The sequence below is a fragment of the Streptomyces sp. NPDC032126 genome (assembly GCF_055580085.1).
The window spans coordinates 739,344-756,088 of the sequence record NZ_JBVIMA010000002.1 but is presented as its reverse complement, the minus strand read 5'-3'; the positions used below and the strand labels follow the sequence as shown (position 1 = coordinate 756,088).

Sequence of the window (16,745 nt, the reverse complement as noted above, 5' to 3'; positions counted from 1 at the left end):
GGGGGACCCTTCTGCGCAACAATTACTTCGGCAATTACTTCAGTACCTGAAACAACGATGCTCCTGAATATTTCAGGTTGTCAAGTAATGAGGGTAGGCTGAGGGCATGGCCACACCGCGAACGACCCGCCGCCCCGACACCATGACCCTTGAGGTCGTCGAGCTCATCGGCGAGGTCGTGGCCCGCTACCACGCCGACTACGAGGAGGCGGCCGCCGAGCACGCCCTCACCGGCGCCCAGGCCAAGCTCCTCGGCCTGCTCTCGCTGGAGCCGCTGCCGATGCGCAAGCTGGCGCAGAAGCTGAAGTGCGAGCCGTCCAACGTCACCGGGATCGTCGACCGCCTGGAGACCCGGGGCCTGGTCGAACGCCGCCCGGACCCGGCCGACCGCCGCGTGAAGGTGGCGGCGGCGACGGACGAGGGCCGCAGGGTCGCCCGCGAGCTGCGGGAGTCCCTGCGCTTCGCCCGGGAGCCGCTGGCGGGGCTCGCCGACGAGGAGCGGCTGGTGCTGCGGGATCTGTTGCGGCGGATGCTCGACGCGTAATCGCTCGCCGAGGGTGGATAGAGTTTCCGCCATGCGCGATCTTGGGGTGGGTTTCCGGTATCTCCTCGAAGGCCAGCGATGGGTGGCCCGGCACGGGAAGCGGTACGGCTTCGGCCTGCTGCCCGGGCTGATCACGCTCGTCCTCTACGTCGCCGCGCTGGTCGCCCTCGCCGTGTGGGGCGACGACGTCGTCACCTGGGCCACCCCCTTCGCCGACGACTGGTCCAGCCCCTGGGCCGGCCTCTTCCGCGGCTTCCTCGCCGTCGTGCTGTTCGCCCTCGGCCTGCTCCTCGCCGTCCTCACCTTCACCGCCGTGACGCTCCTCATCGGCCAGCCCTTCTACGAGAGCCTGTCCGAGAGCGTCGACCGGGACGTCTCGCCCGACGGCACCGCCCCCGAGTCCGGCCTGCCGCTCTGGCGCGAGCTGTGGATCTCCGGCCGGGACAGCCTGCGCATCCTGGTCCGCGCCGCACTGTGGGGGATCCTGCTCTTCGCCGCCGGCTTCCTCCCCTTCGTCGGACAGACCGCCGTCCCCGTGATCGGCTTCTTCGTCACCGGCTTCTTCCTCACCGAGGAACTCACCGCCGTGGCCCTCCAGCGCCGCGACGTCGATCTGCGCGCCCGCCTCACCCTGCTCCGCTCCCGCAAGACCCTGGTCTGGGGCTTCGGCACGCCCCTGGGCCTGGCCTTCCTGGTCCCGTTCGTCGCCGTGTTCCTGATGCCGGGCGCGGTCGCCGGCGCCACCCTGCTGGCGCGCGACCTGCTCGGCGAGGAGACCGGTGACGGCGAGGACCGCGACCCCGTCACCGCACCCGAAGAGGAAGAGGAGACCGTCACCCCGTGACCGAGATACTCGCCGTAGCCGTCATCACCGTCCTGGCCGTCATCGCGCCCGGCGGCGACTTCGCGATGATCGTCCGCAACAGCTATCTCCACGGCCGCCGCACCGGGCTGTTCGCCGCCACGGGCGTCGCGGCCGGCGTCCTCGTCCACGTCACGTACACCATGCTCGGCGTGGGCCTGCTCATCGCGTCCTCCACCTTCCTCTTCACGATCATCAAGCTGATCGGCGCGGCCTATCTCGTGTACGTCGGTGTCCGCACCTTCCGCACCCGTGGCGAGGTGGAGATCGACCTGACCGGCACGAGCGAGCTGACCCCGCTCGCGGCCCTGCGCACCGGCTTCCTGACGAACGTCCTCAACCCCAAGACGACCCTGTTCGTCGTCTCCACGTTCTCCCAGGTCGTCAGCGCCGACACCGCCGTCTACCAGCAGATCGGCTACGGCCTGTTCATGTCCCTCGCCCACCTGCTGTGGTTCGGCGTCGTCGCCGTCTTCTTCTCCCACGACCGCATGCGCGCCCTGATGCTGCGCGGCCAGAAGGTCCTCAACAAGCTGATCGGCTCCGTTCTGGCCGGCCTCGGCGTCAGCCTCGCGCTCGCGCCCAGCCACTGAGCCACCGGTCGCCGAGCCGTGGACCTCTCCCCGCGCGCCCTGGGCCGCGCCACCCTCGCCCGTCAGCTCCTGCTGGAGCGCGCGCCGACGACCGTCCCCGAGGCGGTCCGCCGGGTCGTCGCGCTCCAGGCGCAGTCGCCCGCCTCGCCGTACATCGCCCTGTGGAACCGGGTCGCCGGTTTCGACCCGGCCGACCTGGACGCGGCCTTCGCCGACGGCACGGTCGTCAAGGCGACCCTGATGCGGATCACGCTGCACGCCGTCCACGCCGACGACCACCGCCCCTTCCGCGGGGCCATGCAGCAGACCCTCTACGCCTCCCGGCTCGGCTATCGGTACGCGGCCGCCGGACTCACGCCCGCCGACGCGGGCCGGCTCGTCCCGGAACTGCTGGAGTTCGCGGCACGCCCGCGCACCTCGGCGGAGCTGGAGGCATGGCTGGGGGAGCGGCTCGGCGCGGAGCGGGCGCCGGGTGCCTGGTGGGGGCTGCGCGGCTACGCGCCGCTGCTGCACGCCCCGACCGGCGGCCCCTGGGCGTTCGGCCCCCGCACGGCGTTCGTCGCCGCGCCGCCCGGCCCGCCGCTCGCGGACCGCGCACCCGAGCCCGAGGGCCTGCGCCGGCTGATCCTGCGCCACCTCTCCGGCTTCGGCCCCGCGACGGCCGCGGACATCGCGCAGTTCGCCCTGCTCTACAAGGGCCCGCTGCGCGAGGCCCTGAACGCCCTCGGTGACGAGGTCGAGCGCCTGAAGGCCCCCGACGGCACGCTCTACTACGACCTCCCCGGCGCCCCGCGCCCACCCGCCGACACCCCGGCCCCGCCGCGCCTGCTCCCCATGTGGGACAGCGTCCTGCTGGCCCACGCCGACCGCGACCGGGTGATCCGCCCGGAGTACCGCAAGGCGGTGGCCCGCACCAACGGCGACGTCCTGCCGACCCTGCTGGTGGACGGCGAGGTGGCGGGCGTCTGGCGCCCGACGGAGACGGGCATCGAGGCGACGGCCTTCCATCCGCTGCCGGAGGAGGAATGGGAGGGGTTGGCGAAGGAGGCCGAAGCCCTCACGGCCCTTCTGGCCGACCGCGAACCGCACCCCTACACCCGCCACAACCGCTGGTGGACCAGGCTCCCGCCCCCGGCGGACGTACGGCTCCTTGCCGCCAGGGCCTAGGCGACCCCCCAGGGCCGGGGCAGCGCCGCCGCGGCGTCCCGCAGCGCCGAGACGAACTCCCCCACGGCCAATCCCGCCGCGGACGAGGTCGCCGCGTACACCGCCCGGGCCGGCGCCCCCTCGTCCAGCACCGGCAGCAGCCGTACGTCCGGGCGCACGGAAGCCGCGGCGAGCGCCGGGACCAGGGTCACGCCCAGTCCCGCGGCGACGTACCCCTGCTTGGCGGTCCACTCGGCGACGACATGCGCGACCCGCGGCCGGAAACCCTGCCGCAAGGCCGCGTCGAGCAGGGTGCCCTCGGGGCGCGTGCCGCCGGAGATCCAGTCGGCGTCGGCCAGTTGGGACAGGCGCACGGGACCGGTGAGGGGGTGGCCGGCGGGGACGGCGACGTACAGGGACTCGTCGAGCAGGTGGTGCAGTTCGTAGGAGTCCAGCGGAGTCCCGCCGGTCGTCGAGACGACCGCGAGGTCGAGGTGGCCGGCGGCGAGCCGGTCCAGCAGGGCCGGGGTGAGGCCCTCCTCGCGGGTGACGCGGATGTGCGGGCGGCGGGCGCGGAAGGCGGCGAGGGCGTGCGGGACCAGCGTGGCGTCGGCGGTGGCGAAGGCCCCGAACCGCAGCCGCCCGGCCCGGCCCTCGCGCAGGGCGGTCAGCTCCCGCCGCGCGCCGAGCAGGGCGTCGGCCACGGCCTCCGCGTACGGGACGAGGGCCTGCCCGGCCTGGGTGAGCCGCACCCCGCGCGGCAGCCGGTCGAAGAGCGGGGCGCCGCCCAGCGCGGCTTCGAGGGAGGCGATCTGCCGGGACACCGCCGACTGGGTCCACCCCAGCCGCCGCGCCGCCACGGTGAAGGACCCCTGCCGGGTGACCTCCAGGAACACCCGCAGCCAGACACTGGAGATCTCCGCTTCGTCATGCGTGTTCAGCATGGCCGCCATGCTAGACATTCGCTTGTCGCATCCATTCCGCCGCGCCTAGCGTCGAGGCATGGAGAAGATCGCGTTTCTCGGACTGGGGCACATGGGCGCCCCGATGGCCCGTCAGCTGCTCGGCGCCGGGCATCCGTTGACCGTCTGGAACCGCACCCCGGCCAAGGCGGAGCCCCTCCTCGCCGAGGGCGCCGTGCTCGCCGCCGACCCGGCGCGGGCGGTGCGGGACGCCGACGTGGTGGTCACCATGCTCGCCGGTCCCGCGGCCCTGGACGCGGTCGCCGCGCAGGTCGTACCGGCGCTGCGGCCCGGCACCCACTGGGTCGAGATGTCGACCGTCGGCCCCGACGCCGTGCGCGCCCTCGCCGGGCGGCTCCCGGACGGGGTCACGCTCGTCGACGCGCCGGTCATGGGCAGCACCGACAAGGCCGCCACCGGCACCCTCGGCATCCTGGCCGGCGGCGACGCCGACGGGGTGGCGCGGGTGCTCGCCCGCTTCGGCACGGTCACCCGCACCGGCCCGCTCGGTTCGGGCGCCGCGCTCAAACTCGTCGTCAACGCGGCCGTGATCGGCGGTGTCGCCCTCGTCGCCGAGGCACTGCGGCTCGCCGACGCCCTAGGCCTCGACGGGGCCACCGCCCGCGCCGCCCTCACCGCGAGTCCGCTCGGCGGTGCCGCCGGCCGCGCCTTCGCCGACGGCGTCCTCTTCAGCACCGAACTCGCGGTGAAGGACCTGCGCCTGGCGACCGCCGCCGCCGAACTCCCCGTCCTGCGGGCCGTGTCCGACCGGTTCCGGGAGGCCGCCCAGGACCCCTCTGTCGCCCGGGCGGACATCACCCGCGCCGCCGACCGTATCCGTACCGCCTGAAAGGCACCCCCGTGGAGATCACCCTCGGCAACCCCGCGTCCGCCCCCCAGCCGCTCAGCCCCTACTACTCCCAGGTCGCCCGCGTCGGACACCCCGACGGCAGCGCCCTGCTGTTCGTCTCCGGGCAGATCGCCGAGGGCGACACGCTGGCCGAGCAGAGCCGCGGGGTCTTCGAGACCCTCGACGCCCTGCTGAAGGCCCACGGCGCCACCCTCGCCGACATCATCAACATCCGCACCTATCTCACGGATATTGGGCGGCTCGCCGAATACGGCGCCGTGCGCCGCGAGTTCCTCACCGGCACCCCGCCCACCAGCATGACCTTCGAGGTGCCCCGTCTGTTCCGGCCGGAGGCGCTGATCGAGGTCGAGGTGGTGGCCGCGGTGCCCGGCCCCTGGAGGTGAAGTGGTCCGCGGTGCCCGGCACCCGGATGTGAAGTGATCGTGATTGTGAAAGGTTCGTACGAAATCCGGCTCGGCCGACCGCGGGCCCGCCCCGCCGGTTACGGTCGAACCAGCCCCGGCCCGGGACCTGACCCCTGGGCCGGGGCTCACACCATCGCCACGATGCCTCAGCGCACCCCGAACCCGTACACCGTCTCCGACCGGTACACCTGCCCCGGCCGCAGCACGGTGCTCGGGAAGTCCGGGCGGTTCGGCGAGTCGGGGAAGTGCTGGGTCTCCAGGGCCACGCCCTCGCCGGGGACGAAGGGCTCCGGGAGATGGTCCGCGGTGTAGAGCTGGAGCCCGGGCTCGGTCGTCGCCACCGTCAGCACCCGCCCCGACGCCGGGTCGTACAGCTCGGCGACCTCCTCGGCGGACCCGGTGACGCCCTTGTCGAGGACGAAGTTGTGGTCGTAGCCGGTGCCGATCTTGCGGGCCTCGCGGAAGTCGAAGCGGGTGTCCGTCACGTCCGCGAGCTCGCCCGTCGGGATCAGGTCCGCGTCGACCGGCGTGTAGCGGGACGCGGCCAGCCGCAGCTCGTGCCCGCCCGCGGTGCCCGAGCCCGCCAGGTTGAAGTAGCTGTGGTTGGTCAGATTCACCACCGTCGGCGCGTCCGTGACCGCCTCGTAGGCGATCCGCAGCCCGCCCGCCGCGTCCAGCGTGTACGTCGCCGAGACCTCCAGACGCCCCGGGAAGCCCTCCTCGCCGTGCGCGGCGACCCGGCTGAGGCGCAGCCCGTGCTCGACCGGCTCGACGTCCCACACCCGCTTGTCGAAGCCCCGGGCGCCGCCGTGCAGCGAGTTGGGGCCGCCCGTCGGCTCCAGCGCGTACGTCAGGCCGTCCAGCGCGAAGCGGGCGCCAGCGATCCGGTTGGCGTACCGGCCGATCAGGGCGCCCAGGAAGGGCTCCGGGCGGTCCAGATAGCCGCCCAGGTCCGCGAACCCCAGCACCACGTCCGCCGTCCGCCCGTCCCGGTCCGGGACCTCGACGGACTGCACGATCCCGCCGTACGACAGGACGCGCACCCGGGTGCCCGCCCGCTCCAGCGTCCAGCGGTGGATCCGCGTGCCGTCGGAAAGTGTTCCGAAGTGTTCGCTCATGGGCGGAACCCTAAGTCACGCCCGGTCGGCGGTGATCCTGCGGTAGGCGATCTCCGCCAGCCGTGCCTGGCCGTCCTTGCTGGGGTGGAACCAGTCCCAGTGGCTCAACTGGTCGGTGCCGAACCGGTACTCGTAGACCGCGCCGTCGTCGAAGCGGCAGCGGCGGTCCTTCGCGCAGACGTCCTTCAGCACGGTGTTGTAGTCCTCCACCCGCTGCTGCACGGTCGCCCGCCGCCGCGTCGCCGCCGCGTCCAGCGCGTCCGCGTCGCCCAGCATCGACGGGCAGATGCCCAGCTTCCACACCTGCTTGCCCAGCGGGTTGGCGCGCCCCTCGGACCACAGCCGCTTCAGATCGGGCACGCTCGCCACATACACCTGCGCCGCGTGCGCGCCGGCCCGCAGGGTGCGCATCGCCTCCTCGAAACCCGACCGGAAGTCCGCCACCGACGTCATCGCCTCGGCCGAGTCCCGGCAGGCGTCATTGGCGCCCGCCATCACCGTGACCAGCGCGGGCCGCTTCGCCGCGGCCTGTGCCATCTGCCCCGGCAGATCGGCCATCCGCGCGCCCGTCACCGCGTAGTTCCAGCTGTGCGTGGTCGCCTTCGCCTTCCCCAGCAGCCGCACCGCGAGGCTGTTCACGTCCCCGCTGCTGCCGGTCGCCCACGACACCTCCGGACAGTCCGTCAGGATCCCGCAGGCGTCGAAGCCGCGGGTGACGGAGTCCCCGACGGCGGCCATCGACGCCGGGCTGACGTCCCACAGCGGCGTCGCCGACGGGGACGGCTTCGCCCGCCGGGCCTGAGTGGCCGAGGAGCCGGGGGAGTCCCCGCCCACCGCGTCGCACCCGGCCACCCCGACCACGGCCGCCGCCGTCACCGCGAGCACGGTCCGCGCGCGCCGGTTTCCCATCCGCATCCCTCGCCGATCCCCTCGACTCGACCCGACCTTCGACGGGCCGACGGTCCACCGGCCCCACCCATGACAACGTACGAGGGTTCCCGCGCCCCGATCCGCGCCCCCACGATGCAACGGCTCGCCCCCGTACAGGCGTCCCCCCGGGTGAATGGCGGGCGTTTCGCGGCACCGGGACCGACCGTACGTCACACTCCTTGCGCCGCCGCAAGGTAGCCTCGCCATCAACGTGGCTGCCCCGCCGCCGCCGTTACACCAGCCCGCAAGACGACCCGCCTGCCCGGAGGTCCCGGTGACGACACGTGGAGTTCTGTACGTGCACTCCGCGCCGCGCGCGCTGTGCCCGCATGTCGAGTGGGCCGTCGCCGGGGTGCTCGGCGCACGCGTCAACCTCGACTGGATCCGGCAGCCCGCGGCCCCCGGCACCTGGCGCTCGGAGTTCTCCTGGCAGGGCGAGGCCGGCACGGCGTCCAAGCTGGCGTCCGCGCTCAGAGGCTGGCACCTGCTGCGCTTCGAGGTCACGGCCGAGCCCTGCGCGACGGCCGAGGGAGAGCGCTACAGCTGCACCCCCGACCTCGGCATCTTCCACGCCGTCACCGGCATCCACGGCGACATCCTGATCCCGGAGGACCGTCTGCGCGCCGCCCTGACCCGCTCCCAGCGCGGCGAGACGGACCTGGAGGCGGAGATCGCCAAGCTCCTCGGCAAGCCGTGGGACGACGAGTTGGAGCCGTTCCGGTACGCGGGCGAGGGAGCCCCGGTGCGCTGGCTGCACCAAGTGGTCTGACGCGGACGCGTGAAGGGGCCCCCACCGAGCGGTGGGGGCCCCTTCACGTACGTACGAGCGCTGTTCAGACGGTGCGGAACGCCAGGACGACGTTGTGCCCGCCGAAGCCGAACGAGTCGTTCAGCGCGGCGATACGGCCCTCGACCGGCAGCTTGCGGGCCTCGCCGCGCACGATGTCGGCGTTGGCCTCCGCCTCGGGGTCGAGGTTCTCGACGTTGATGGTCGGCGGCGCCACCCGGTGGTACAGCGCGAGCACGGTCGCGACCGACTCCACGCCACCGGCGCCACCGAGCAGGTGACCCGTCATCGACTTGGTCGCCGAGACCGCGAAGTGGTCGGCGTCGTCGCCGAACACCTTGCGCAGCGCCTTCAGCTCGGCCACGTCACCGGCCGGCGTCGACGTCGCGTGCGCGTTGACGTGCACGATCTCCGCCGGGTTCAGGTCGGTGCGGTCCAGCAGGTTCTGCAGGGCGTGCGCGATACCGCGCCCCTCCGGCTCCGGCTGCACGATGTCGTGCGCGTCGGCGGAGATGCCCTGCCCGACCGCCTCGGCGTACACCCGCGCACCGCGCTTGGCGGCGTGCTCGGCGGACTCCAGGACGATGACGCCCGCGCCCTCGCCGAGGACGAAGCCGTCGCGCTCGATGTCGTAGGGACGCGAGGCACCCTGCGGGTTCTCGTTGTTCTTGGACATCGCCATCATGTTGCCGAACGCGGCGATCGGCAGCGGGTGGATGGCGGCCTCCGTGCCACCGCACACGACGACGTCGGCGCGGCCGGTACGGATCATCTCGATGCCGTAGCCGATGGCCTCGGCGCCCGACGCGCAGGCGGAGACCGGCGTGTGCACGCCCGCGCGGGCGCCCACGAGCAGACCCACGTTCGCGGAGGGGCTGTTGGGCATCAGCATCGGCACGGTGTGCGGGGAGACGCGGCGGACGCCCTTCTCCTTCAGCACGTCGTACTGGTCGAGGAGGGTGGTCACCCCGCCGATGCCGGAGGCGATGACGGCGCCCAGCCGGTCGGGGTCGACCGAACCGTCCTCTCCGGCCCGGCCGGTGAACCCGGCGTCCTTCCAGGCCTCCTCGGCCGCGATCAGCGCGAACTGCGCCGAGCGGTCGAGCTTGCGGGCCTGCGGCCGGGGGATGACCTCGGTCGGCTCCACGGCGACCGGGGCCGCGATACGGACGGCCTGGTCGGCCGCCCAGTCCTGCTCCAGGGGCTTGACGCCGGACTTGCCGGCGATCAGGCCCTCCCAGGTAGAGGCTGCGTCGCCACCCAGCGGTGTGGTTGCGCCGATACCGGTGACGACCACGGTGCGATTGGTCGGGCTCACGGGAATTCTTTCTCCAGCGGGAAACGAGGATTCAGCGGCGCCACCGCCGGGTGGCGGGGCGGGCCGGAGGCTCCGGCCCACGCAGGCTCAGGCCTGGTGCTTGAGGATGTAGTCGGTCGCGTCGCCGACGGTCTTGAGGTTCTTGACGTCCTCGTCCGGGATCTTCACGTCGAAGCGCTCTTCGGCGGCGACGACGACCTCGACCATGGACAGCGAGTCGACGTCCAGGTCATCGGTGAAGGACTTGTCCAGCTGGACGTCCTCGGTGGGGATCCCGGCGATCTCGTTCACGATCTCGGCGAGACCGGCGACGATCTCTTCCTGAGTGGCGGCCATGGTGGGCGCTCCTTCTTTGAGTTACAGAGAGTGGGCGGTACATCACCGCACCGGATCGCGGGATCCGGCACGGAGTGCCTAGGGGAGGGTAACGACCGTCGCGGCGTACACGAGACCCGCCCCGAATCCGATGACGAGTGCGGTGTCGCCGCTCTTCGCCTCGCCGGTCGCCAGGAGCCGCTCCATCGCGAGCGGGATCGAGGCGGCCGAGGTGTTGCCGGTGGTGCGCACGTCACGGGCGACCGTGACCGACTCCGGCAGCTTGAGGGTCTTCACCATCGAGTCGATGATCCGCTCGTTGGCCTGGTGGGGGATGAAGACGTCCAGTTCGTCCGCGGTGATGCCGGCGGCGTCCAGCGCCTCCTTGGCGACCTTCGCCATCTCGAAGACGGCCCAGCGGAAGACCGCCTGGCCCTCCTGCGTGATGGCCGGAAACTTCTCCAGGTGGCCTTCGCGGTAGTCCGTCCACGGCACGGTCTGCTTGATGGTCTCCGACTTGTCGCCCTCGGAGCCCCACACGGTCGGGCCGATGCCCGGCTCGGTGGCCGGACCGACGACGACCGCGCCGGCCCCGTCGCCGAACAGGAAGGCCGTCGCGCGGTCCTCCCGGTCGGTCAGGTCGGACAGCCGCTCCACGCCGATGACCAGCACGTACTCGGCGGAACCCTCGACGATCATGCCCTTGGCGAGGGTCAGTCCGTAGCCGAAGCCCGCGCAGCCGGCCGAGATGTCGAAGGCGGCGGCCTTGTTCGTGCCGAGCTTGTCGGCGATCTCGGTGGCGACGGCCGGGGTCTGCTTGAAGTGCGAGACCGTCGAGACGACCACGGCGCCGATCTGCTCGGCGGAGATCCCCGCGTCGGCGATCGCCTTGCCCGCGGCCTCGACCGACATGGCGGCGACGGTCTCCTCGTCGTTCGCCCAGTGCCGGGTCTCGATGCCGGAGCGGGAGCGGATCCACTCGTCGGAGGAGTCGATCGACTCGAGGATGACCTCGTTGGGCACGACCCGCGTAGGGCGGTAGCCGCCCACGCCGCGGATGCGTGCGTAGGGAGCGCCCTTGCTGGGCTTGATCTTCGCCATCGAGGCTCCTTGTCAGGCGCTCTGCTCGGCGATGAGCTCGCGAGCCGCGTCGAGGTCGTCAGGGGTCTTCAGGGCCAGCGTCCGCACGCCGGGCAGCGCGCGCTTGGCGAGGCCGACCAGGGTGCCGCCGGGGCACACCTCGATGATCGCGGTCGCGCCCAGCTCCTTGAAGGTCTCCATGCACAGGTCCCAGCGGACCGGGTTGGCGACCTGGCCGACCAGGCGCTGGAGGATCTCGTCGCCGGTGCCGACGGTCTGCCCGTCCTTGTTGGAGACGTAGGTGACCTTGGGGTCGGCCGGGGCGAGCTCCTTGGCCGCGGTGGCCAGGGTGTGGACCGCGGGGCCCATGTGGTGCGTGTGGAAGGCGCCTGCGACCTTCAGCGGGACGACCTTGCGGACGCCCTCGGGCTTGTCCTCGTTCAGCGCGGCGAGCTGCTCCAGGGTGCCCGCGGCGACGATCTGGCCCGCGCCGTTGATGTTCGCCGGGGTCAGGCCCAGCTTCTCCAGGTGCGCGACGGAGGTCTCCGGGTCGCCGCCGAGCAGCGCCGACATGCCGGTCTCGGTGATCGCGGCGGCCTCGGCCATCGCCAGACCCCGCTTGCGCACGAGCGTCAGGGCGGCGACGTCGTCGAGGACGCCCGCGAAGGCGGCGGCGGTGATCTCGCCGACGCTGTGACCGGCGACGGCACCGGGAGCGCCCGCCGCGTCGGCGGCGAACGGATGGGCACCCAGTGCCGCGGCGGACAGGAGGCCGGCCGCGACGAGCAGCGGCTGGGCGACGGCCGTGTCACGGATCTCGTCCGCGTCGGCCTGCGTGCCGTAGTGGGCGAGGTCCAGTCCGATGGCGTCGGACCACGCGGCGACGCGGTCGGCGGCGCCGGGCAGTTCGAGCCAGGGGGTCAGGAAGCCGGGCGTCTGGGCGCCCTGGCCGGGAGCGACGAGTACGAGCACTCTCACACTCTCTCTTGTGGACGGCCGAAGCCGCCCGTGGGGACAGGGACGAAGAACAGCAGGGGGTTTTGTGGGGCCCTGACAAAAAGCTAGGTCTGGGGGTCGCCGTCGACCAGACGCCCCAGGATCAGTGCGATCCGCAGCGTGAACGCCGAGCGTACATCGGACGGCGACCAGCCTGTGACGTCAGTCACGCGTCGAAGCCGGTAGCGCACGGTGTTGGGATGCACGAACAGCATCCGGGCCGCGCCCTCCAGACTGGACGCCTGTTCGAGATAGACGGAGAGCGTCTCCAGAAGGGCCGAGCCGGCCTCTTCGAGCGGTCTGTAGATCTCCTCCACCAGCTGCTCGCGCGCGCTGGGATCGCCCGCGATGGCGCGCTCCGGCAGCAGATCGTCCGCCAGCACCGGCCGGGGCGCGTCCTGCCAGGCGGAACACGCCTTGAGCCCGGCGGCCGCGGCCTGCGCGGACCGGGTCGCGGTCAGCAGGTCGGGCACCACCGGGCCGGCCACGACCGGCCCCGCGGCGTACGGGCCGATCAGCGACTTCGCCACGGCGAGCGGGTTGTCGTTGCCGCCGGCGATGACGACGAGCCGGGTCCCGAGCACACCCGTGAGCACCTGGAGCTTGGCGTGCCGGGCGGCCCGCCGGATCGCCTCGACGGTCAGCTCGGAGTCCCCGTCCGGGGCGGTGCCCAGCACGACGCACACATGGTCCGGCGAGTTCCAGCCGAGCGCGGCGGCCCGGCTGACGGCGCCCTCGTCGGCCTCCCCGCTGAGCACGGCGTTGACGACGAGGGACTCCAGCCGCGCGTCCCAGGCACCCCGTGCCTCGGCGGCCTGCGCGTACACCTGCGCGGTGGCGAAGGCGATCTCCCGGGCGTAGACCAGCAGCGCCTCGCGCAGCAGGGACTCGTCGCCGGGGGCCGCGACCTCGTCGATCGCGCTCTCCATGACCTCGATGGTGGTGCGCACCATCTCCACGGTCTGGCGCAGCGTGATCGCCCGGGTCAGCTCGCGCGGGGCGGTGCCGAAGACATCGGTGGAGATGGCCTGCGGGGCGTCGGGATGCCGGAACCACTCGGTGAAGGCCGCGATGCCGGCCTGAGCCACCAGGCCGATCCAGGAACGGTTCTCCGGGGGCATGGCCCGGTACCACGGCAGCGTCTCGTCCATGCGCGCGATCGCCTGGGCGGCGAGCGCCCCGGAGGACTTCTCCAGCCGCTTCAGGGTCGCCGTGTGCGCATGCGTGTCGGTCGCTGGGATTGCGGTCTTGCCGGCTTCGGGTTCGGGCACGTGGACAAGACTGCCTTATCGGGCCGGGGGTGTGTGCCGCCGGGTGGCACGTCACAGCCCGGAGCGGCCGTCGGCGGGGCTACCGTGAGGGGTGTGATGGACGTACGGCGCGCCGACGAGCGCTACAGGGGCGGGGATCCGGCGGCCGGTATCGACAGCCGTCACAGCTTCTCCTTCGGGCCGCACTACGACCCGGACAACCTCCGCTTCGGCGCCCTGATCGCCTGCAACGAGGAGCGGCTCGCGCCGGGCGCCGGCTTCGACGAGCATCCGCACAGCCACACCGAGATCGTCACCTGGGTCGTCCGGGGCGAGCTGACGCACCGCGACTCACGGGGCCACGAGACGGGGGTGCTCCCCGGTGACGTGCAGCGGCTCAGCGCCGGCCTCGGGGTGCGGCACGTCGAGCGCAACGACGGGCCGGACCCGCTGACCTTCGTGCAGATGTGGCTGGCCCCGCTCGACCCCGGCGGCGAACCGTCGTACGACATCGTGCGCGGCATCGCCGACTCCACCCCCTATGCCGTCCCCGCCGCCGGCGCGATGCTGCACGTACGGCGGCTGGTGGCGGGGGAGCGGACCGCGGTGCCGGACGCGCCGCGGGTCTACGTCCATGTGGTGCGCGGCACCGTCCGGCTCGGCCCGCACGAGCTGGGCGCCGGGGACGCGGTGCGGGTGTCCGACGAGAAGGGGCTGGAGCTGGCCGCCTCCGCGGAGGCGGCCGAGGTGCTCCTGTGGGAGCTGGCGGACTGAGCGGGCGTCAGCTGCTGCTCGGCTCCTCGGCGTTGCGCCACACCGTGATGTCCACCGACACGTAGTCGCTGGGGTCGCCGTCGGGCGCGCTGCCCCGGAAGGTGACCAGGGCGAGATGGCCGGAGGAGGTGTGCACGCACATCTGCGAGCCCACCGACAGCTGACCGAGCCCGACCTCCTCGGTGTAGCGGGTCTCCGCCCGGCAGACGGCCAGCGAGCCCTTCTCGGCGTTGTTCAGCAGCACGACCTTGTCGCCGTTGCTGCCGATCACCCGGTTGTCGCTGCCCCCGTTGGAGTAGTACAGGTCGGCGGCGTCGTCGTACCGGGCGCTGCCGCCCTCCCCGGGATCGACCGGCTTCGGCGGCGAGTCCGCGAAGCGCACGTAGTAGTCGTCCGGGATGTTGATGTTCTTGAACGAGACGGGCTTCGGGTCCGGTGCCGAACTCGACCCCGAACCCGTCGCGCCGCCCCCGCTGCTGCCGCCTCCGCCGCTGGTGGCCGAGGAGTTCTTCGAGGAGTCGTCCGCCGAGTCGGTGAGGTCCTTGAGGACCGATGCGCAGCTGCCGAGCCAGAAGAGACCGGCCACCACGGCGACGCCGATGCCGATCCACTTGCCCGCCCTGTTCTTCTTGGGGGGCAGCGGCAGCGGCGCCGGGCGCGGCGCTCCCCACGGGGGCTGCTGGCCGAAGGCCGGCTGGGGCGCGGTCGGCGGGCCGTACGGACCCTGCTGGAACGGGGCCTGCGGGGCGACGGGCGGTCCGAACGACGGCGCCGGCGGTACGTTCGGCGCGGCCGCCGTGGGGGCCGCGTGCACGGGGGTGCCCAGAACCCCGGGAGTGCCCGGGACCGGCGTGCTCGGTGGCGTCGCCGGTGCCGGGGGCGCGGTCGCCGTCGGTGCCGACTGGGGCGGTGGGGGCGTCCCGTCGACGTGGGTGACCGGCGCGGTGGGCCCCGGGGTGCCGGGGGCGACCGTCGGCGCGGCGGCGAGCGCGGCGGACGCCGACACCCGCTGGGTGATGTCCTCGGCGATCACCTCCGGCAGCCAGGACCCGGACTGGCGCAGGGGCGTCGGCGACGCCTCCTGGCACAGGGCGATGACCTCGGCGGGTGAGGGCCGCTCCGCCGGATCCTTGGCCAGGCAGCGCGCGATGAAACCGAGTTGCTCGGGCAGCCCGCTGAGGTCCGGCTCCTCGTGGACGATCCGGTACAGCACGGCGTGCGAGGGCCCGTCGCCGTACGCGCCCTGCCCGCGCCCCGCGTACGCGGCGACCTGGCCGAGCGCGAAGATGTCCGAGGCGGGCGTGATCTCCTTGCCGGCGGCCTGCTCCGGCGACATGAACGCCGGGGTGCCGATGGAGACGCCGGTGCCGGTCAGCGCGGTCGCGTCGGCGGCCCGGGCGATGCCGAAGTCGATGACGCGCGGCCCGTCGGCCGCGAGCAGCACATTGGACGGCTTCAGATCGCGGTGCACGATGCCCGCGCCGTGGATGACCGACAGCGCCTCCGCCATCCCCGCGAGGAGCAGCAGCACCGACGGCACGGGCAGCGGCCCGTGATCACCGACCGCCGAGGACAGCGCGGGCCCCGCCACATAGGCGGTGGCCAGCCAGGGCTGGCTGCCCTCGGTGTCGTAGTCGATGACCGGCGCGGTGTAGAGGCCCTGCACGCGCTGGGCGGCCTGCACCTCCTGCTTGAACCGGCGGCGGAACTCGGGGTCCTCGCTCAGCTCCGGTCGGATCGTCTTGAGGGCGATGGGATGCCCGCCGGGCGTGTAGGACAGGTACACGGTGCCCATGCCGCCCGACCCCAGCCGTGCCGCGAGCCGGTAGCTCGCCACCTCGCTCGGGTCGCCGCTCTCCAACGGGCGGAAGCGGCCGCCCGGTTGAACCCCTGCCATTGCTCTCCCCCGAGATCATTGGGTGCTGCTGTGCAGAGGGAGGTTAGCCCAGGGCGTCAGCTGCCGCCGACCCAAGTCCCGCTCTCCGCGAGCACGGCGTCCGTGAAGGGCGGCCACGCCTCGACCGCCCAGGGGCCGAAGGCACGGTCGGTCAGGGCCACGCAGGCGAGCCCGGCGGTCGGGTCGATCCACAGGAAGGTGCCGGACTGCCCGAAGTGTCCGAAGGTGCGCGGCGAGGACGAACTGCCCGTCCAGTGCGGGGACTTGGAGTCGCGGATCTCGAATCCCAGGCCCCAGTCATTGGGGTTCTGATGGCCGTAGCCCGGCAACACGCCCTTGGTGCCCGGGTATTGGACGGTCATCGCCTCGGCCACCGTGCGCGGGTCCAGCAGGCGCGGCGCCTGGACCTCGGCCGCGAACCGCAGCAGATCCTCGACGGTGGACACGCCGTCCTTGGCGGGGGAGCCCTCCAGGGCGGTGGCCGTCATGCCCAGCGGCTCCAGGACCGCCTGGCGCAGATACTCCGCGAACGGGATGTCCGTCGCCTTGGCGATGTGGTCGCCGAGCTGCTCGAAACCGGCGTTGGAGTACAGCCGCCGCTCCCCGGGCGGCGCGGTCACCCGGTGCTCGTCGAAGGCCAGCCCGGAGGTGTGCGCGAGCAGATGGCGTACGGTCGCGCCGGCGGGCCCGGCCGGCTCGTCCAGCTCGACCGCCCCCTCCTCGTACGCGACGAGCGCGGCGTACGCGGCGAGCGGCTTGGTCACCGAGGCCAGCGCGAAGCGCTGCCCGACCGGCCCATGGGTGCCGAGCACGGTACCGTCGGCCCGCACGACCCCCGCCGCGGCGGAGGGAACCGGCCACTTCTCGATCAAGGCGAGACTCTTCAGCGACATGCGGT

Annotated in this window: 18 protein-coding genes; 8 read left to right on the top strand and 10 right to left on the bottom strand. The window is 72.9% G+C overall.

Annotated features, from left to right (window positions below; translation table 11 throughout):
* Positions 1–106: 106 nt before the first annotated feature.
* From ACZ5NW_RS11970 to ACZ5NW_RS11955, 4 genes are read left to right on the top strand one after another with little or no spacing between them, the layout of a single operon-like run.
* Complete coding sequence (locus ACZ5NW_RS11970) at positions 107–544, top strand: MarR family winged helix-turn-helix transcriptional regulator (protein ID WP_468743676.1); 438 nt, start codon at positions 107–109, stop codon at positions 542–544.
* 31 nt (positions 545–575) lie between these two features.
* Positions 576–1,388 (top strand): EI24 domain-containing protein, encoded by an 813-nt coding sequence (locus tag ACZ5NW_RS11965; protein ID WP_468743675.1) that lies wholly within the window; start codon positions 576–578, stop codon positions 1,386–1,388.
* Positions 1,385–1,999 (top strand): LysE family translocator, encoded by a 615-nt coding sequence (locus ACZ5NW_RS11960; RefSeq protein WP_468743674.1) that lies wholly within the window; start codon positions 1,385–1,387, stop codon positions 1,997–1,999. Before ACZ5NW_RS11965 ends, ACZ5NW_RS11960 begins: the two co-directional genes overlap by 4 nt.
* A gap of 18 nt (positions 2,000–2,017) precedes the next feature.
* Positions 2,018–3,166, top strand: a complete 1,149-nt coding sequence (locus ACZ5NW_RS11955) for a winged helix DNA-binding domain-containing protein (RefSeq protein ID WP_468743673.1) — start codon at positions 2,018–2,020, stop codon at positions 3,164–3,166.
* Here ACZ5NW_RS11955 and ACZ5NW_RS11950 read toward each other — a convergent pair.
* Positions 3,163–4,089 (bottom strand): LysR family transcriptional regulator, encoded by a 927-nt coding sequence (locus ACZ5NW_RS11950; RefSeq protein ID WP_468743672.1) that lies wholly within the window; start codon positions 4,087–4,089, stop codon positions 3,163–3,165. The two genes, ACZ5NW_RS11955 and ACZ5NW_RS11950, sit on opposite strands and share 4 nt — an antisense overlap.
* 58 nt (positions 4,090–4,147) lie before the next feature.
* Between ACZ5NW_RS11950 and ACZ5NW_RS11945 the strand changes: the two genes are divergently transcribed.
* Both ACZ5NW_RS11945 and ACZ5NW_RS11940 read left to right on the top strand, forming a co-directional pair.
* Entirely contained in the window at positions 4,148–4,957 is an 810-nt protein-coding gene (locus ACZ5NW_RS11945; RefSeq protein ID WP_468743671.1) for an NAD(P)-dependent oxidoreductase, read from the top strand.
* An 11-nt stretch (positions 4,958–4,968) separates the two neighbouring features.
* The gene (locus ACZ5NW_RS11940; RefSeq protein ID WP_468743670.1) at positions 4,969–5,361 is read left to right on the top strand and encodes a RidA family protein; all 393 of its coding nucleotides are present in this window, start codon (positions 4,969–4,971) and stop codon (positions 5,359–5,361) included.
* Positions 5,362–5,528: 167 nt separating this feature from the next.
* Here ACZ5NW_RS11940 and ACZ5NW_RS11935 read toward each other — a convergent pair whose 3' ends face one another.
* Both ACZ5NW_RS11935 and ACZ5NW_RS11930 read right to left on the bottom strand, forming a co-directional pair.
* Entirely contained in the window at positions 5,529–6,500 is a 972-nt protein-coding gene (locus tag ACZ5NW_RS11935) for an aldose epimerase family protein (protein WP_468743669.1), read from the bottom strand.
* 15 nt (positions 6,501–6,515) lie between these two features.
* A complete protein-coding gene (locus ACZ5NW_RS11930; protein WP_468743668.1) occupies positions 6,516–7,415 on the bottom strand; it encodes an SGNH/GDSL hydrolase family protein in 900 nt (299 codons plus the stop codon).
* 289 nt (positions 7,416–7,704) lie between these two features.
* Between ACZ5NW_RS11930 and ACZ5NW_RS11925 the strand changes: the two genes are divergently transcribed.
* The gene (locus tag ACZ5NW_RS11925) at positions 7,705–8,199 is read left to right on the top strand and encodes a DUF3145 domain-containing protein (protein WP_468743667.1); all 495 of its coding nucleotides are present in this window, start codon (positions 7,705–7,707) and stop codon (positions 8,197–8,199) included.
* Between the two features lie 64 nt (positions 8,200–8,263).
* Here ACZ5NW_RS11925 and fabF read toward each other — a convergent pair whose 3' ends face one another.
* The 5 genes from fabF to fasR form a co-directional block, all read right to left on the bottom strand.
* Positions 8,264–9,535: a beta-ketoacyl-ACP synthase II gene (gene fabF, locus ACZ5NW_RS11920; protein ID WP_468743666.1), complete on the bottom strand. Its 1,272-nt coding sequence runs from the start codon at positions 9,533–9,535 to the stop codon at positions 8,264–8,266.
* Positions 9,536–9,622: 87 nt separating this feature from the next.
* The gene (locus ACZ5NW_RS11915) at positions 9,623–9,871 is read right to left on the bottom strand and encodes an acyl carrier protein (protein WP_018545314.1); all 249 of its coding nucleotides are present in this window, start codon (positions 9,869–9,871) and stop codon (positions 9,623–9,625) included.
* Positions 9,872–9,949: 78 nt separating this feature from the next.
* Positions 9,950–10,951 (bottom strand): beta-ketoacyl-ACP synthase 3, encoded by a 1,002-nt coding sequence (locus ACZ5NW_RS11910; protein WP_468743665.1) that lies wholly within the window; start codon positions 10,949–10,951, stop codon positions 9,950–9,952.
* A gap of 12 nt (positions 10,952–10,963) precedes the next feature.
* A complete protein-coding gene (locus tag ACZ5NW_RS11905) occupies positions 10,964–11,902 on the bottom strand; it encodes an ACP S-malonyltransferase (protein ID WP_468743664.1) in 939 nt (312 codons plus the stop codon).
* An 89-nt stretch (positions 11,903–11,991) separates the two neighbouring features.
* On the bottom strand, positions 11,992–13,197 hold the full coding sequence (gene fasR / locus ACZ5NW_RS11900; RefSeq protein WP_468743663.1) for a fatty acid biosynthesis transcriptional regulator FasR: 1,206 nt from the start codon (positions 13,195–13,197) through the stop codon (positions 11,992–11,994).
* Between the two features lie 96 nt (positions 13,198–13,293).
* Here fasR and ACZ5NW_RS11895 point away from each other — a divergent pair, with 96 nt between their 5' ends.
* Positions 13,294–13,950 (top strand): pirin family protein, encoded by a 657-nt coding sequence (locus ACZ5NW_RS11895; protein WP_468743875.1) that lies wholly within the window; start codon positions 13,294–13,296, stop codon positions 13,948–13,950.
* 7 nt (positions 13,951–13,957) lie between these two features.
* Here ACZ5NW_RS11895 and ACZ5NW_RS11890 read toward each other — a convergent pair whose 3' ends face one another.
* Both ACZ5NW_RS11890 and ACZ5NW_RS11885 read right to left on the bottom strand, forming a co-directional pair.
* Complete coding sequence (locus ACZ5NW_RS11890; protein ID WP_468743662.1) at positions 13,958–15,847, bottom strand: serine/threonine-protein kinase; 1,890 nt, start codon at positions 15,845–15,847, stop codon at positions 13,958–13,960.
* Positions 15,848–15,903: 56 nt separating this feature from the next.
* Positions 15,904–16,740: a serine hydrolase domain-containing protein gene (locus ACZ5NW_RS11885; protein ID WP_468743661.1), complete on the bottom strand. Its 837-nt coding sequence runs from the start codon at positions 16,738–16,740 to the stop codon at positions 15,904–15,906.
* Positions 16,741–16,745: the final 5 nt, after the last annotated feature.

Bases quoted from the DNA above. Each gene is read 5' to 3' on its own strand.
- ACZ5NW_RS11915 (WP_018545314.1), bottom strand. From the start codon at position 9,871: ATGGCCGCCACTCAGGAAGAGATCGTCGCCGGTCTCGCCGAGATCGTG.
- ACZ5NW_RS11970 (WP_468743676.1), top strand. From the start codon at position 107: ATGGCCACACCGCGAACGACCCGCCGCCCCGACACCATGACCCTTGAG.
- ACZ5NW_RS11930 (WP_468743668.1), bottom strand. From the start codon at position 7,415: ATGCGGATGGGAAACCGGCGCGCGCGGACCGTGCTCGCGGTGACGGCG.
- ACZ5NW_RS11910 (WP_468743665.1), bottom strand. From the start codon at position 10,951: ATGGCGAAGATCAAGCCCAGCAAGGGCGCTCCCTACGCACGCATCCGC.
- ACZ5NW_RS11885 (WP_468743661.1), bottom strand. From the start codon at position 16,740: ATGTCGCTGAAGAGTCTCGCCTTGATCGAGAAGTGGCCGGTTCCCTCC.
- ACZ5NW_RS11950 (WP_468743672.1), bottom strand. From the start codon at position 4,089: ATGCTGAACACGCATGACGAAGCGGAGATCTCCAGTGTCTGGCTGCGG.
- ACZ5NW_RS11965 (WP_468743675.1), top strand. From the start codon at position 576: ATGCGCGATCTTGGGGTGGGTTTCCGGTATCTCCTCGAAGGCCAGCGA.
- ACZ5NW_RS11890 (WP_468743662.1), bottom strand. From the start codon at position 15,847: ATGGCAGGGGTTCAACCGGGCGGCCGCTTCCGCCCGTTGGAGAGCGGC.
- ACZ5NW_RS11945 (WP_468743671.1), top strand. From the start codon at position 4,148: ATGGAGAAGATCGCGTTTCTCGGACTGGGGCACATGGGCGCCCCGATG.
- ACZ5NW_RS11895 (WP_468743875.1), top strand. From the start codon at position 13,294: ATGGACGTACGGCGCGCCGACGAGCGCTACAGGGGCGGGGATCCGGCG.
- ACZ5NW_RS11935 (WP_468743669.1), bottom strand. From the start codon at position 6,500: ATGAGCGAACACTTCGGAACACTTTCCGACGGCACGCGGATCCACCGC.